The organism is Kribbella sp. NPDC026596 (genome assembly GCF_040638415.1).
In the GTDB taxonomy this organism is placed as follows: Bacteria; Actinomycetota; Actinomycetes; order Propionibacteriales; family Kribbellaceae; genus Kribbella.
The window spans coordinates 1-14,204 of record NZ_JBEZYF010000031.1 but is presented as its reverse complement, the minus strand read 5'-3'; the positions used below and the strand labels follow the sequence as shown (position 1 = coordinate 14,204).

At 68.1% G+C, this 14,204-nt stretch carries 12 protein-coding genes and 1 tRNA gene; 6 read left to right on the top strand and 7 right to left on the bottom strand.

The genetic code is table 11. The features are described from left to right. Nucleotides 1-32 precede the first annotated feature (32 nt). Nucleotides 33-383: an SHOCT domain-containing protein gene (locus tag AB0E63_RS24700; protein WP_360370610.1), complete on the top strand. Its 351-nt coding sequence runs from the start codon at nt 33-35 to the stop codon at nt 381-383. Between the two features lie 156 nt (nt 384-539). Then, the gene (locus AB0E63_RS24695) at nt 540-989 is read left to right on the top strand and encodes a hypothetical protein (RefSeq protein ID WP_360370607.1); all 450 of its coding nucleotides are present in this window, start codon (nt 540-542) and stop codon (nt 987-989) included. A gap of 68 nt (nt 990-1,057) precedes the next feature. On the opposite strand, the gene AB0E63_RS24690 is transcribed toward AB0E63_RS24695, so the two are convergent. Together AB0E63_RS24690 and ettA are read right to left on the bottom strand one after the other, a co-directional pair. Beyond that, nucleotides 1,058-1,552, bottom strand: coding sequence for a DUF1269 domain-containing protein (locus tag AB0E63_RS24690; RefSeq protein ID WP_360370604.1), 495 nt, complete (start codon nt 1,550-1,552; stop codon nt 1,058-1,060). 146 nt (nt 1,553-1,698) lie between these two features. After that, complete coding sequence (ettA, locus tag AB0E63_RS24685) at nt 1,699-3,381, bottom strand: energy-dependent translational throttle protein EttA (RefSeq protein WP_360370601.1); 1,683 nt, start codon at nt 3,379-3,381, stop codon at nt 1,699-1,701. 145 nt (nt 3,382-3,526) lie between these two features. Between ettA and AB0E63_RS24680 the strand changes: the two genes are divergently transcribed. Together AB0E63_RS24680 and AB0E63_RS24675 are read left to right on the top strand one after the other, a co-directional pair. Then, on the top strand, nt 3,527-4,048 hold the full coding sequence (locus AB0E63_RS24680) for a single-stranded DNA-binding protein (RefSeq protein ID WP_360370598.1): 522 nt from the start codon (nt 3,527-3,529) through the stop codon (nt 4,046-4,048). Nucleotides 4,049-4,126: 78 nt separating this feature from the next. Continuing rightward, on the top strand, nt 4,127-4,741 hold the full coding sequence (locus AB0E63_RS24675) for an SRPBCC family protein (protein ID WP_360370595.1): 615 nt from the start codon (nt 4,127-4,129) through the stop codon (nt 4,739-4,741). A 47-nt stretch (nt 4,742-4,788) separates the two neighbouring features. Here AB0E63_RS24675 and AB0E63_RS24670 read toward each other — a convergent pair whose 3' ends face one another. The 3 genes from AB0E63_RS24670 to AB0E63_RS24660 form a co-directional block, all read right to left on the bottom strand. Further along, a complete protein-coding gene (locus AB0E63_RS24670) occupies nt 4,789-6,468 on the bottom strand; it encodes an ABC transporter (protein WP_360370592.1) in 1,680 nt (559 codons plus the stop codon). Then, nucleotides 6,465-10,073 carry an AAA family ATPase gene (locus AB0E63_RS24665; protein ID WP_360370589.1) on the bottom strand — a complete coding sequence of 1,203 codons (3,609 nt, stop codon included), beginning with the start codon at nt 10,071-10,073 and terminating at the stop codon, nt 6,465-6,467. The genes AB0E63_RS24670 and AB0E63_RS24665 overlap by 4 nt, the downstream gene beginning before the upstream one ends. Before the next feature lie 89 nt (nt 10,074-10,162). Then, on the bottom strand, nt 10,163-11,692 hold the full coding sequence (locus AB0E63_RS24660; RefSeq protein WP_360370586.1) for a PrsW family intramembrane metalloprotease: 1,530 nt from the start codon (nt 11,690-11,692) through the stop codon (nt 10,163-10,165). A 172-nt stretch (nt 11,693-11,864) separates the two neighbouring features. Between AB0E63_RS24660 and AB0E63_RS24655 the strand changes: the two genes are divergently transcribed. Both AB0E63_RS24655 and AB0E63_RS24650 read left to right on the top strand, forming a co-directional pair. Further along, nucleotides 11,865-11,938 (top strand) — tRNA-Arg (locus tag AB0E63_RS24655). A gap of 269 nt (nt 11,939-12,207) precedes the next feature. Continuing rightward, the gene (locus AB0E63_RS24650) at nt 12,208-12,729 is read left to right on the top strand and encodes a hypothetical protein (protein WP_360370583.1); all 522 of its coding nucleotides are present in this window, start codon (nt 12,208-12,210) and stop codon (nt 12,727-12,729) included. 429 nt (nt 12,730-13,158) lie between these two features. Here AB0E63_RS24650 and AB0E63_RS24645 read toward each other — a convergent pair whose 3' ends face one another. Beyond that, on the bottom strand, nt 13,159-14,025 hold the full coding sequence (locus tag AB0E63_RS24645) for an SDR family oxidoreductase (protein WP_360370580.1): 867 nt from the start codon (nt 14,023-14,025) through the stop codon (nt 13,159-13,161). Continuing rightward, nucleotides 14,022-14,204 (bottom strand): hypothetical protein (locus AB0E63_RS24640; RefSeq protein ID WP_360370578.1); only part of this gene is annotated, 183 nt, incomplete at its 5' end. The genes AB0E63_RS24640 and AB0E63_RS24645, both read right to left, overlap by 4 nt.

Below are 14,204 nucleotides of genomic sequence, written 5' to 3'. Positions count from 1 at the left end.
GCTCCAGAACGACGGGTGAGAGGGAACCTGCGATGTTGCGACGTGGAATGGGGAGAGTTGGCCGCCCAGGCCTGATCGGCACGATGGCCCGGACGGCGGTCGTTGCCGGTACGGCGACTGCGGTCGCCGGTGGTGTGTCACGGCATCAACAAGCGAAGGCCCAGCAGAAGGCCGACGCACAGTCCTACGACCAGCAGCAACAAATGGACCAGCAGCAGCCGCCCGCACCGCCACCGCAGCCTGCCGCACCGCCACCGCAGCCGGCCGCGCCGCCGCCCCAGGTCGACGTGATCAGCCAACTGAAGGATCTGGCGGCCCTGAAGGACCAGGGAATTCTCACCGACGAGGAGTTCGCCCAACAGAAGGCGCGCATCCTGGCCTGACCCTCAAACGCGGACGCAGGGCCGACGGGAGCTGATCACGCTGCGTCCCTCACCCCTGCCGGGTGATCCGTTCCGCTGCGTGACGAGGTCAGCATCCAAGTGTGGTCTGCCGCTGCCGCCCGGCAGCGGCTTACGCCCGCGAGAATGGAGTGCCAGATGGTTTCGAAGGGAAGCCCGGCCTGGGCGGGCTGGGCCCTGTTCGCCGGCACGATGCTCCTGGTGACCGGCCTGATCAACGTCCTCGAAGGCATCATCGCGCTGGTCGACGACAAGCGGCTGGCGCTGACGCCGAACAATCTGGTCGTCGTCGACGTGACCGGATGGGGCTGGGTGCTCCTGATCGCCGGTCTGCTGATGCTCGCCGCCGGCGCCGGGCTGCTGGCGGCGCAGACCTGGGCCCGGATCACCGCGATCGTGCTCGTCGCGGTGCACCTCGTCATCCAGATCGCGTGGCTCGGCGCGTACCCCGTCTGGTCGTTGCTGATGATCGCGCTGGACACCGTCATCCTGTTCGCGCTCACCGCGCGCTGGGGCGCCGTCCGGGCGGACCTCGGATCCACGGCCGACCCCCAGGCCGCCGCGCACCGAGCCAACTCGACATCCTGAGAGAGTGGGCAAACTGAGCGCCACCCTCGCGGGTGACGCTCAGTTGCCTTGCCCGGACCGTAGGAGTCTCAGCCGGCGATCATCTCGCGGAGCGCCGCTTCCTGCTCGTTCGACAGGTTGGACTGAATGAGTTCAGGCTTGAACTCACCGTTCTCCTCGAACGCCGCCTTCACCTTGTCGGTCACCGCATCGCTCGACATCAGGAACAGCGCCGACGTGCCTGGCGTGATCTTGTCGCGGGCGGACTTGATGAAGCTGTCGTCGATCCCGACGTCCGTCAGCGATCCGGCGATCGCACCGGTCGCGGCCCCGATGGCGGCACCGAGCAGCGGCACCAGGAAGATCAGCCCGAAGAGCATGCCCCAGAACATGCCACCCATCGCTCCTGCACCCGTCAGGTTGTTCAGCTGCCTGGTCTTGGGCTTCTTCGCATCCGGCTGCCACGACACCGTCGCGGCGTCGTGGATGTTGATCAGCTTCTGCTTGGCCAGCGTCTCCAAGGTGGAGATGGCCTGGTCTGCCCCCGTAGGGGTTTCGAACTTCCAAACGGTCAGTGTCGCCATCGCGCTGCTCCCATCGACTGCCGGGTGGTCAGTGGCAGCCTCCCCCGACGGCAGGGCGATTTCCTCACCCCGGGTGGGTGAGAGTCGGCTGGGTGAGTGGGTCTACGCCGACAGTTGCCGACGTAGACCCACCGCGCGGATCCGGGTCAGTCGCGGGTGAGCTTGCGGTAGGTGACCCGGTGCGGGCGAGCCGCCTCCGGCCCCAGCCGCTCGACCTTGTTCGCCTCGTACGACGCGAAGTTGCCCTCGAACCAGAACCACTGGGCCGGGTCCTGCTCGCTGCCCTCCCAGGCCAGGATGTGCGTCGCCACGCGGTCCAGGAACCACCGGTCGTGGGACACGACCACCGCACAGCCGGGGAACTCCAGCAGCGCGTCCTCCAGCGACTGCAGGGTCTCCACGTCCAGGTCGTTGGTCGGCTCGTCGAGGAGCAGCAGGTTGCCGCCCATCTTCAGCGTCAGCGCCAGGTTCAGCCGGTTCCGCTCACCGCCGGACAGGACGCCGGTCGGCTTCTGCTGGTCCGGGCCCTTGAAGCCGAACGAGGCGACGTACGCCCGGCTCGGCATCTCGAAGTTCGCCACCTTGATGTAGTCGAGCTCGTCGGACACCTGCTGCCAGACCGTCTTCTTCGGGTCCAGGCCGCCACGCGACTGGTCGACGTACGAGACCTTGACGGTGTCGCCGAGCCGGAGCGAACCGGCGTCCGGCTGCTCCTCGCCGATGATCATCCGGAACAGCGTCGACTTGCCGACACCGTTCGGGCCGACGACGCCGACGATGCCGGCCCGCGGCAGCGAGAAGCTCAGGCCGTCGATCAGCTTGCGGTCGCCGAAGCCCTTCTCCAGCTTGGAGACCTCGAGCACCGTGCTGCCCAGGCGCGGACCCGGCGGGATGTTGATCTCGTCGATGTCCAGCTTCTTGGAGCGCTCCGCCTCGGCCGCCAGCTCCTCGTACCGCTGCAGGCGCGCCTTGCTCTTGGACTGCCGGCCCTTCGCGTTGGACCGGACCCACTCGAGCTCGCGCTCCAGGATCTTCTGCCGCTTGGCGTCCTTGCGGCCCTCGACGACGAGCCGCTCCTGCTTGGTCTCCAGGTACTTCGAGTAGTTCCCCTCGTACCCGTACGTGCGACCGCGGTCGAGCTCCAGGATCCACTCGGCCACGTTGTCCAGGAAGTACCGGTCGTGGGTGATCGCCAGGACGGCGCCCGCGTACTTCTGCAGGTGCTGCTCGAGCCACAGCACGGACTCCGCGTCCAGGTGGTTGGTGGGCTCGTCGAGCAGCAGCAGGTCGGGCTGCTGCAGCAGCAGCTTGCACAGCGCGACCCGGCGGCGCTCACCACCGGACAGGTTGTCGACGAGCGCGTCGGCCGGCGGACACCGCAACGCGTCCATCGCCTGCTCGAGCTGGGCGTCGACGTCCCAGGCGTTGCGGTGGTCCAGCTCGGTCTGCAGGTCACCCATCTCGGCCAGCAGCGTGTCGTAGTCGGCGTCCGGGTCGGCCAGCTCGGCGGAGATCTCGTTGAAGCGGTCCAGCTTCTGCTTGGTGTCGCCGACACCTTCCTCGACGTTCTCCAGGACCGTCTTGCCCTCGGTCAGCGGCGGTTCCTGCAGCAGGATCCCGACCGTCGCGTCCTCGGCCAGCCGGGCCTCGCCGTTGGAGGGCTGGTCGAGTCCGGCCATGATCTTGAACAGCGAGGACTTACCGGTGCCGTTCGGCCCGACCACGCCGATCTTCGCGCCGGTGAGGAAGTTCAGCGTGACGTTGTCGAGAACGACCTTGTCGCCGTGTGCCTTCCGGACGTTGCGAAGGGTGTAGATGAATTCCGCCATACCCCAGAGCCTATGTGCTCGGACCCACCGGTTCCCAACCAGCCCTCGGTTGTCCACAGATCCGAAGTCGGCCGGGCGGACGGGGTGCGACGCCTGCATCTTCTCGGGTGACAGCGGAATCGCGATCAGACGGAAGGTGGCCATCATGAGCCTCGGCGAGACCTATGTGACGGTGCTGGGCTGGGTCGGCAGTGACCCGGATTTCAAGGAGATCGGGCAGGTCCCGCACGCGACGTTTCGGATGGGGTCGACCCCACGGCAGTTCGACCGCGTCCTCAATACGTACGTCGACAAGCCGACGACCTGGTTCAGCGTCGAGTGCTGGCGCGGCCTGGCCCAGAACGCGTTCGAATCGGTGCGCATCGGCCAGCCGGTGATCGTCACCGGCCGGCTGCGGACCCACGTGTGGACCGACGACGCCGGCGAGTCCCGCAGCCGGGTCGTGCTCGAAGCGTTCTCCGTGGGCCACGACCTGACCCGAGGCACCACCACCTTCACCAAGGCCGCGCCTCGCTCCGCCGCGGCAAGCTCTCCCAGCGAGGCCACATCCGTCCTTTCGCCCGCTCCGGCCGAGACATCCGCCTCGCCGTACCCAACCGACGAGTACGCCGTCACCACGCTCCCCCTGACCGCCGACAGCCAGGCACCGGAATCGGCCGCGGCCTGACTATCTCAGTATTGACTTATATAAGCCTTGACCGGCATTGTGGGCTGCACTCCAGCCGAGCGAGAGAGGGAACCACCCGTGATCGACATCCTCGAGCACATCAACGCGGTCCAGCGCGAGGTCAGCCGCACCGGGGAGACGGTGACCGTGCGGATGCGCCGCACGTACCAGGCCGCCCCGGAGGAGCTGTGGGACGCGCTGACGGACCCCGAGCGGATGAAGCGCTGGTTCATGCCGGTGACCGGCGATCTCAGAGTCGGCGGCAGCTTCCAACTGGAGGGCAACGCCGGCGGCGAGATCCTGGAATGCGAGCCACCCAAGGCTCTCCGGGTCACGTTCGGTGGACCCACGAGTCTCCTCGAGCTCCGTCTCACCGCGTCCGGATCCTCGACCGACCTCGAGCTCGAGCACTCGATGAGCGAACCGCCCGCTCCCGGCGGTTCCGGGGCACTCTGGGTCGGGCCAGGGTGGGACGGCGGCTTGCTCGGCCTCGCGCTCTACGTCACCGGCGAGCTTCCGGCGGACGCGGACCCCGTCGAGATGGCCAACTCGCCCGAGGTCGTCAAGTACAACGAGCAGTCGGTCCGGGTCTGGATCGAGGCCGTCCGCTCCTCGGGCACGACGGACGAGTCGGATCTGGCCGAGGCCGCCAAGATCTCCATGGCGCAGTACGCCCCCGACGCCGAGCTCTGAGCCGCCAGCCAGGCGCGCGCGACCGGCCCCGTCCGACGGACGCGGGGTCAGTCGCGAGCGATGGCGAGGTTGTCGCGGCAGGTGGTGTAGGCCTCGAGCTCTGCGCGGGCCGGCGCGACAACGTGGCTGTCGGCAACCTTTTCGAGCTCCTCACGGAGAGCCTTGGCCACCAGCCGGGAGCGACGAGCGGCTCCACTGGTCGCGAAGAGCCGGCAGACGAACGAGACCGCGAGTCCGAGGACGGCACCACCGACCAGCATGATCCACGCGTACGGGATCCCGTTCCATTCCGGCAGCGGCGGGTCGTCCAGGCCGGCGATCCGGGCCACCAGCAACGCGGCCAGCCAGACCCCGCCGCCCAGCGTGATCAGGAACAGCACCCACTGGACGAACCGGGCAGCACCCCACCAACCAGGGTTGTCGGAGGCGCCGAGGTCGGTCCGCGCGACCGCCTGGTCGAGTTCGTCGCCCAGCGACTCCTCCCGGCGGCGGATCGCCGAGCGCACCGAGTCGGCCCACGGACGAGACAAACCCTCAGCGGCCTTGGTGGTGATGTTGCGTACGGCGGTGTCCATCCGGGCCCGCTGCACCGGTGTTGCCGCAGGCAATGAAGAGCGCGCGATCGCGACCTCGTTGGACGCGGACTTGCGCAACGCCTTGCCCTGCTGACGCGACACCTGGTCGACGTGCAACCGTCGCAACGGATCCGGACGGAATCGTCCGAGCCACTTGGTCAGCGGCCACCCGGTCGCTGCCCGCGCGCGCTGCAGGTACGAGCGTCGTACGGCGTCGACCACCACAGACAGACCGCTTGCGTCGGACAACGAGTCGACGAGCTCGGTGATGTCGCTCTGGTCGATCTCCGGGGTCTTCGCGGTGCCGCACTGGCTGGCCATGCGGTCTGCGACCCGGTCGACGTCTGCGGACAGGCGTTCGCGGGCGGAGCGCTTGTTGCTGACCCGCTTGACCAGCAGGGAACGCACCTCGTCCAGACCGTCACCACTGACCGCGGACGTCCCGACGACCGTCGGCGACTTCAGACCGTCCGACTTGAGCAACCGCTCGAGGTCGTCGAGGCAGCTCTTCCGCTGGTCCGGCGTCAGCTTGTCGATGTGGTTCAGCGCGAACACCATCACCCCGGAATGCGAGGTGAACGGCTTGATGTACCGGTTGTGCAGGGCGGCATCGGCGTACTTCTGCGGATCCACCACCCACACGAGCATGTCGACCAGCTCCACGAGCCGGTCGACGATCAGGCGGTGCTCGACCTCGGTCGAGTCATGGTCGGGAAGGTCCAGCAGGACCAGGCCGTCCAGATCCTCGGACTGTGCCTCCTCCAGGGAGCTGCGGTGCTGCACCTGGTGCCGGCGTGGGATGCCCAGCCAGTTCAGGACTTCACCGGCCGGCTCTTCGCCCCACACGCAGGCGAGCGGCATCGAGCTGGTCGGCCGGCGCGTGCCGATCGCGGCCAGGTCGAGCCCGGTCAACGTGTTGAACAGCGACGACTTGCCCGAGCCGGTGGCACCGGCCAGCGCGACCACCGTCAGCTCGCCTGACATCCGCAGGCGCTGCCCGGACCGATCCACGATCTGCGTGGCCTCGGTGAGCACCACCGGATCCAGCCGCCCCTGGCCGGCCTTCGCGGCCGCCTCGACGGCGTCGATCTTCTTCAGGACGTCGGTCTCACCCCGGACCGGGGCCTCAACCGTATCCACGGTTTCCGTCACGTGCAGTCCTCCACCGCGCGCGCGGCCTCAGTCAGTTGCCTGGCCGTCTCGGGATCGACCGGATGCTGGTCAAGGACAGCCAGATAGCGGGCGAATTCGGCATCCATCAGGGCATGAACCTTACCGTCAAGGTCTTCACGCGCCTTCTCGACCAGGCTCTGTACGGCCGTGTCGCCGAAGACCGCCTCCAGCAACTTCTGCCCGACGACCGCACTGCCGGCTCCGACGCTGGTCTCGGCCGCCTTCGGGATCCCGGCTCCGCTGGCGAACGTCGCCACCATCAGCGAGAGACCCAGCCCATTCACGCCGTACTCGAGAATGCGGGCGGTCGAGCGCTTGTCGGCCCCTTCCTTGCGCACCAGGTCGAGGACGTAGGCCCGCCACTCGCGGACGGTCCGTCCGGCAGCGGCCGGGAACTCCTCGGACATCGCGCCGAGCTCGGGGCCTCCGGCGGCGAGCAGCTGGCGTCCGGGCGCACTCCCCTGCCAGGCCTTCTCGGCCCGCTCGGCCGCCTCCGCGGCGTGCTCCCGCAGCAGCGACTCCAGACCGGACTCGATCGCGTCGTTGACGTCGCGGGTCTCCGCGGGCTTGTTGCCGAGCGAGCTCTTGACCTTGTCGCGCAGGCGGCCGGCGTTGGTCTGCAGGCCCTTGAGGAGTTCACCAGTGCCGACGAACTCCTGCCAGCGGGCGAGCACCTCGCCGCGCATCATCGTCCCGTCCTGGGCGGCCTTGGCCAGGTCTTGCACCGCCTGGTCGTACGCCGACTCGGCGATCGACCGCAGCTCGATCGCGGTGTCGGACTGCGCGCGTACCGCGGTCGCGAACGGCGGCGTCGTCTTCACCATCGCACTGACCGCGCCCTGCAGAGTACGGCGGACGACGGCCGCCCGCGCCTCTGCGTCGGCGGCCAGGTCGATCAGCCAGTCCTTGATCGAGGCAACGGTCTGGGCCGGCAGCATTCCGTTGCTGTCAACAACGGTCTCCTGGATCGAGAACAGCGGCGAGTCACCCAGCCCACGCTCGAGCAGCATCTGCGCGAGGTGACCGGTGATGTCGTCGATGGTCTCCCCGGGAGCACGGTCCAGGACGACGGCAACAGCCGTGCTGCGGTCCGAGGCGTTCTGCAGGAAGTCCCACGGCACGGCATCGGAGTACCGGGCGGCGGTGGTGACGAACAGCCAGAGGTCGGCCGCGGCCAGCAGTTGGGTGGCGAGATCGCGGTTCGCCTGGACGACCGAGTCGATGTCGGGCGCGTCCAGGATCGCGAGGCCGCGCGGAACAGTGTCAGCGGCAACCAACCGCAACTGGCCCGCATCCTCCGTACCGCCCGGGCTGTCGGCGCTGGTCCGCGCCATACCCGGCAGAACTCGATCACCGACGAACCAGTCCGCGTCGGCCGGGTGATGGATCAACACCGGCGACCGCGTCGTCGGCCGCAGCACACCCGGCTCGCTGACCACCTTCCCGATGACGGTGTTCACCAGCGTCGACTTCCCCGCACCGGTCGACCCGCCGACCACCGCGAGCACCGGCGCCTCCAACTGCACCAGCCGCGGCAGCAGGTAGTCGTCCAGCTGATCCAGCATCGCCTTCTGCTGCTGCCGAGCCTCGTCAGCGCCCACAACATCCAACGGCAACTGACTGTTGGCCAACGCCCCCCGCAACTTCATCAACGCCGTAATCAGAGCCATAGCAGCCTGCTCAGCCGCCAACCGCTCAGCCAACTCCTCAGCAGTCAGCTCCTCAATAGCTTCCTCAGCCGCCCGACCCACCTCCGAGCCAGCCTCGTCAGCGTCAGCCTGCTCGGCGCCCGACTCACCCGAGCCCCCGGAGCGGACTCCCGCGGAGCCGTCCTCCGAAGCACCCTCCTCAGCCTCAGCAGCCGACCCGCTCTCGCCGTCACCCCGAGAGTCGGCCTCGCCAGCCTTAGCGGCCGCCCCACCCTTCTTACCCTTCTTCTTCGAGGCAGCCGGAGCCGCTACACCCTGTTCAGCAACAGCCTCAGCATCTCCAGCGGCCTCACCAGCCGGCGCAGCCTCCCCGCCATCCTCGCCCGACGCCTGCTCCGCAGCAGCCTCAGCACCTGCAGACGGTTCATCCGCCACGTCGCCGTCAGCGCCACCCTGCTCGCTCGACGCGTCTACAGCAGCATCCCCGGAGGCCCCAGCGGAGCCGTCACCCTCACCCTGCCCGGCGGCAGCCTCAGCGCTTCCAGCGGCAGCTTCAGCCTCTCCCGCGGCCGGCTCAGCGTCTCCGGCCGCGGGCACAGCGTCTCCAGCGGAGTCATCCGCCGCAGCCTCACCGGACTGGTCAGCTTCAGCCTGCTCGGCGGGCTCATCTGCGCCTTCGGAGCTGGCATCCACGGCGTCGGCCTCCGAAGCACCCTCGCCAGCGTCAGCAGCCGACGCGGCCCCGTCGTCCTCGGAGGTCGCCTCGTCAGCCTCACCGACCGGGGCGCTTTCCCCGGTCTCCTTCGAGTCGCCCTCGCCCTGCGCAGCAGGCACTTCAGCCGGATCGTCGGAAGCCTGATCGGACGGCCCGGCGGGGGCATCTTCAGCGTGCTCGTCGGCAGCCTCGGCAGACGGCTCGGCGGGCGCATCTCCGGCCTGCTCGGTAGCAGACGGGTCGGCCTCTCCAGCAGACTCGTCCGTCGCAGCCTCGGCAGGCGGCTCGGTGTGGGCATCCCCGGCCTGCTGGGTCGCAGACGGGTCAGTGTCTCCGGCAGGCTCGTCCGTCGCAGCCTCGGCGGAGTGCTCTTCGGCGCTCGCATCAGCCTCGGCCAGCGCGCCATCTGAGGACTCTGCGCCGGTCTCGGGAGCGGCCTGCTCTTCCGACTTCTCGGACTTGGGGAGCCCGACGATGATGTTGCCGTAGTCGAGGGGAAAGCCGTCCGGAGACTCATCCGGCTCGTAAACAACGCCGACAGCCGGACGTGCGGGCGCGACTGGTTGCTGGGTGCCCTCGACGGCAGCTGCGGCCGGTTTCGCCTCGGCCGCGTCGGACGTAGCCTCGTTGGCGCTGTCGGATGACTCGCCGCTGGCCTCATCGGAGGCTGGCTCGTCAGCGGGTGAAGTGGTCGGCTCGTCCTCGGATACGGGCTTGTCCGCATCCGGCTCCCCAGCCTCGGCGCTGGGCTCGATCTGAGAGTCAGCCGCCGCGGAGTCGGCGTCCGGGCTCCCCTTCTGGGCAGCGTCGTCCGTGGCTTCAGCGCCCGCCGCCGACTGGTCCCCTGATTCCTCGGTACCGGCGGGAACCGGCGTACCACCGGAGTCCGTCGTACCCGTGGAACGCGGCGTGGAGTCCGGCGCACCGTTGGACTCCGGCGTACTCGCGGAGTTCGGCGCACCGTTGGATTCCGGCGTACTCGCCGGCTCAGCCGTGCCAGCGGAGACCGGTGTGGTCGCCGTAGACGGCGTGCTCGGTTCGGGAGCGGAGGTGTTCTTGCGGCGGCGGCGGCGCCAGAAGCCTTTGCCTTTGGCATCGGACTGCGCGCTTGACTGGGCGCTTGACTGGGCGATCAGGTTCGCCAGCTCCTGGGCAGGCTGATCCTGGTCCGGAACCTGAGGCTCCGAACCTTCACCAGCTGCTGACCTGATGTCAGCCACGGCGTCCGTCCACGAGCACAGAGTGCCCGGTCGGACAGCGCAGAAGCAAAGTCATCGTGTTCCCGTTTGGCGGCGTGGACGGGTGGCAGTCACTGCGATGGTGGATACGGACCGTATCCCCCCGGCGGTCCTTGCTGACCAGGGGGTCCCGGTGGGTAACCAGGCTGGCCCGCTGGGTAACCGGGTTGACCCGAGGGATACCCCGGCTGAGGCGGAGGATAACCATCCTGCGGGCGCGGGTACGCCACCGGCCCCGGACCGGGATACGGCGCCGCCCCAGGCCCGCCCTGAACCGGCCCACCAGGCCCACCCGGCATCGGCCCTCCAGGCATCGGCCCGCCCTGCATCGGAGGCCCCTGGAACTGCGGCGCCGCCTGCGCGAACGCCGGCATCGGCGGGAACGGCACACTCGGCCGCCGCTCGCGCAGCTCGTCGAGCAGCTTCTTCTCGGTCTCCAGCGCCTCCGGCCCGATCACCTGGCGGACGATCTTGTCTCGCAGGTACGCCAGTTCGGTCGCGTTCTGCTGGAACGCCTTCGCGGCAGCTTCGGCCTGAGGCCCGTACCGCTTCGCGTTCTGCCGCAGCGCCTTGCGCCCGCGCAGCGTCGCGATCAGGGGTACGTCCTGTGGGACCAGCCAGCCGAACCGCACGTAGTCGTACAGCCGGGACGCGATCATCTGTCCCTCTCGGGACCGCATCACCAGGGCGAACACGACCATGCCGATGAAGATCGGCACCATCAGGAACAGGTAGACGGTGATGAAGCCGCCTCCCCCGGCCCAGCTGGCGCCACCGTTCCAGAGTCCGTGGGCGAGCACCGCAGCCAGGTACCCGACGATCGGCGCGAGGAAACGGACCGCCGTACTTCGACTGCGTATCGCGACGCCGATCCCGATCGCGGTGAACGACGTGAAGAGTGGATGCGCGAACGGCGAGATCAGTCCGCGGATGACGAACAGTACGAACGCGCCCCGCAGACCGGCGTCGCTCCCGGACTCCTCGGACAGCGTGTTGAAGATGCGTCCGTAGTAGAGGATGTTCTCGGTGAAGGCGAACCCGACGCCCACCATCCCGGCGTACACCAGGCCGTCGATGATGCCGTCGAACTCCTTCCGCCGTACGAGCGCCAGCAGCAGGATCACGGATCCCTTGGCGAACTCCTCCACCGGCGGTGCGACGAACACGGCCGACCGGTCGCCGCCGACGCCCGTCTCGGCCAGCCGGTGCGACACCTCGGTGTTGATGAAGATCGCGGCCAGGGTGGCGATGAAGGCCCCCCAGCAGAGCGCGAACAGAATGTACTTGGTCGGCTCCGGCTCGTAACGGTCCAGCCACAGATACAGCGCGATCACCGGGATGACGGGGACGAACGCGAACACCAGCCCCCAGGTGAAGCCGCCCGCGCCGGTCGACTTGGCCACGATGCCGAAGATCACCAGGCCGGCGATCGCGAACACCACCGCGATCACGATGCCGATCAGGATGCCCTGGTTGCGCCGCTGCCCGGGGATCGGGTGGGTCCCGCGCACGTTCGGCTGCGGGTACGGTCCGCCGGGCGAGTACGCCGACCCCGCCGCGGGTTGCGGCGATCCGGCCGGGCCTGGTGAGGGGTAACTCATGCCCGCAGCCTAGTTGGGGACCCGACCGCACGGCAGAACCACCCACTCAGCGTTACCGGGATGGAACGACAACCCTGTATTTTTCTTCCCGTACGGCGCTCGTCGCCGCGACATACCCGGGAACCCAGAGGCGCGATCACCCGCCCATCTGAGAGACTCTTCCGTGCCGTGTGCCCCCGTAGCTCAGCTGGATAGAGCGTCGGACTTCTAATCCGTTGGTCGCAGGTTCGAGTCCTGCCGGGGGCGCCCTTCGCCACCAGGGTATATGCCTCGCTGAGCATGTTCCTGGAGCCAGCTGTGGAACAGTTTGTGGAACACATCCGCCTACGCTCTGCTGATGGGGAAACGCCGTCGAGGCCATAGAGAGCAGTACCGCGGTAGGTTCCGCGCTGTCGTGCCACCCCAAGAGCAAGATCCTCGTCAGCCAGCTCATCGAGAAGTGCTTCGAGGTCGCCGGACCGGAGGACACAACCCGCGAACGCTACGAGGGCCTCAACAGGAAGTTCATCGAGCCAGTGATTGGTTCGACGCAGTTCGCGAAGCTCGACCCCGAGCTCCTGGAGAAGTTCTACGCTCGCCTCCGCAAGTGCAAGCACCTGTGCGACGGCCGCCGAGGTCGCAACCACTTCTGCGCACCACTCGGCGCCAGCTCGGTTCGGCAGATCCACTTCGTCTTGACCGGCGCCGGCCAACAGGGCGTGTGGTGGAAATACCTGACCGTGAATCCCGCTGACCTTGCGCAACCACCCGCCGCCAGGAAGACAACTCCCGATCCCCCAAACCAGGCCGAAGCAGCCGCGATCCTCAACGAGGCGTGGAAGATTCCTGCCTGGGGCACCCTCCTCTGGGTCATCATGGTCACCGGATGTCGCGGTGGCGAGCTGTGGGCCCTGCGCTGGTCCGACATCGACCTCGAACGAGGAAAGGTCGCCATCGACACCGCGCTCACTCGTAAACTCCGAGAGAAGGCAACAAAGAGCGAACAGGACCGCCGCTCCGCCGAAACCACTCGGCTCGGCTTCGCCCGCCGGGAGTGACATAGCCCCGCAAGTACGAGCTAAGCCGCGGGATCGAACCGACGACCTTCTCATTACGAGGAGGAACGACAACGCCTCACCTAGTCTCCACCAGCAACTTTCCCCTCGCCGTGTTCGCACCACGGCCACATATCCTGCTTGGGTTGACGCCACTTCGCACCACGAACAGCACCACGGACGAAACCAGGCCGGCTGAGGCGGCTCGACCTGCCGACACGAGTCAGCGCGCCAGCCGGAGGGCCCCGCAAGGTTCGAACCCGGAGCCAGCGGATTAGGGTCTGAGGGACGCCGCAACGCCGCAAAGAGTCTGCCGTCAGGCGGCGTTGTGTCGGTTCAAACAGCATGGACACTATTTACTGCTTGATGGTCCTGTTCGTGGCCGTGATGATCCTTGGCTTGGCTGGGATCGTCACGACTTGCACGATCGTCTCAGGCAGCAGCATCCAAGCCGACCAGATCGGCGCTGACCCGCCAAAGCCGGGCTGCGGCGGCCTCGTCGTAGCTCTGCGCAGATGACCTCGTGGGCTTGCTCTCGATGAAGAAGCGGCCGCTCACCGGCTCGAGGTCCGGAGCCGACGCCACGTGGATCGGCGTGACGGCGCCCTGGCCAGACCGCTTCATGAAGGGCCGCACGAACGGCACGACCAGGCGCTGGATCAAACTCGGGTCTTCGGCACCGAACGACGTGCTGACCATGCCGGGGTGCAGCGCGTTGGCCGTAACGGACGTGGCCGGCAACCGTCTGGCCAGCTCGTAGGTGAACATGACGTTCGCGAGCTTGGACTGGTTGTAGGCCCGCGAGCCTGAGTAGGACCGCTCGTGCTGGAGGTCGTCGAAGTCGATGCGCCCCATCGCCTGGGCGTTGGACGCGACCGTGACCACACGTGCCGGACTGCTGTACTTCAGCCGGTCCAGCAACAGGTTGGTGAGCAGGAACGGCGCGAGGTGGTTGACGGCGAACGTCCGTTCCAGCCCGTCCGCGGTGACGTGCCGGGTGTCCCAGTAGCCCCCGACGTTGTTGACCAGCACGTCAATCCGCGGCAGGTCGCGGAGCAGTTCGTCGGCCAGCCGCCGCACCTCCGCCTGTGAGGACAGGTCGGCCATGAACACGTCCGCCTGTCCCCCGGCTGCCCGGATCTCGCCGGCGGCGGTCTCGGCACGCTCGGGGTCTCGCCCGGTGATCGCGACGCGCGCACCCAGCGCGGCCAGACCGAGTGCGGTCGCCCTGCCGATGCCCCCAGTGGCCCCGGTGACCACGACCGTCCGGCCGGCCATCGGACCCTCCAACCGAATCACGAACCGTCCTTGACGGTTGTCGGTGCCCGAAAGCCCTTGGTGATCAACCAGATCGGCATGATCAAGAACTCGAACAGGCCCCCTGGAGCCAGGAGAACCTGCCCTGCTCCCTCATTCATGTCTACAACGCCGGCGAGGTCGAGCGGCACTCCTAGAGAGAGCGCGGCGTAACCGACGAG

Excerpts from the sequence above, each read along its gene's own strand:
- AB0E63_RS24700 (WP_360370610.1), top strand. The coding sequence starts at position 33 with ATGTTGCGACGTGGAATGGGGAGAGTTGGCCGCCCAGGCCTGATCGGC.
- AB0E63_RS24660 (WP_360370586.1), bottom strand. The coding sequence starts at position 11,692 with ATGAGTTACCCCTCACCAGGCCCGGCCGGATCGCCGCAACCCGCGGCG.
- AB0E63_RS24680 (WP_360370598.1), top strand. The coding sequence starts at position 3,527 with ATGAGCCTCGGCGAGACCTATGTGACGGTGCTGGGCTGGGTCGGCAGT.
- ettA (WP_360370601.1), bottom strand. The coding sequence starts at position 3,381 with ATGGCGGAATTCATCTACACCCTTCGCAACGTCCGGAAGGCACACGGC.
- AB0E63_RS24690 (WP_360370604.1), bottom strand. The coding sequence starts at position 1,552 with ATGGCGACACTGACCGTTTGGAAGTTCGAAACCCCTACGGGGGCAGAC.
- AB0E63_RS24695 (WP_360370607.1), top strand. The coding sequence starts at position 540 with ATGGTTTCGAAGGGAAGCCCGGCCTGGGCGGGCTGGGCCCTGTTCGCC.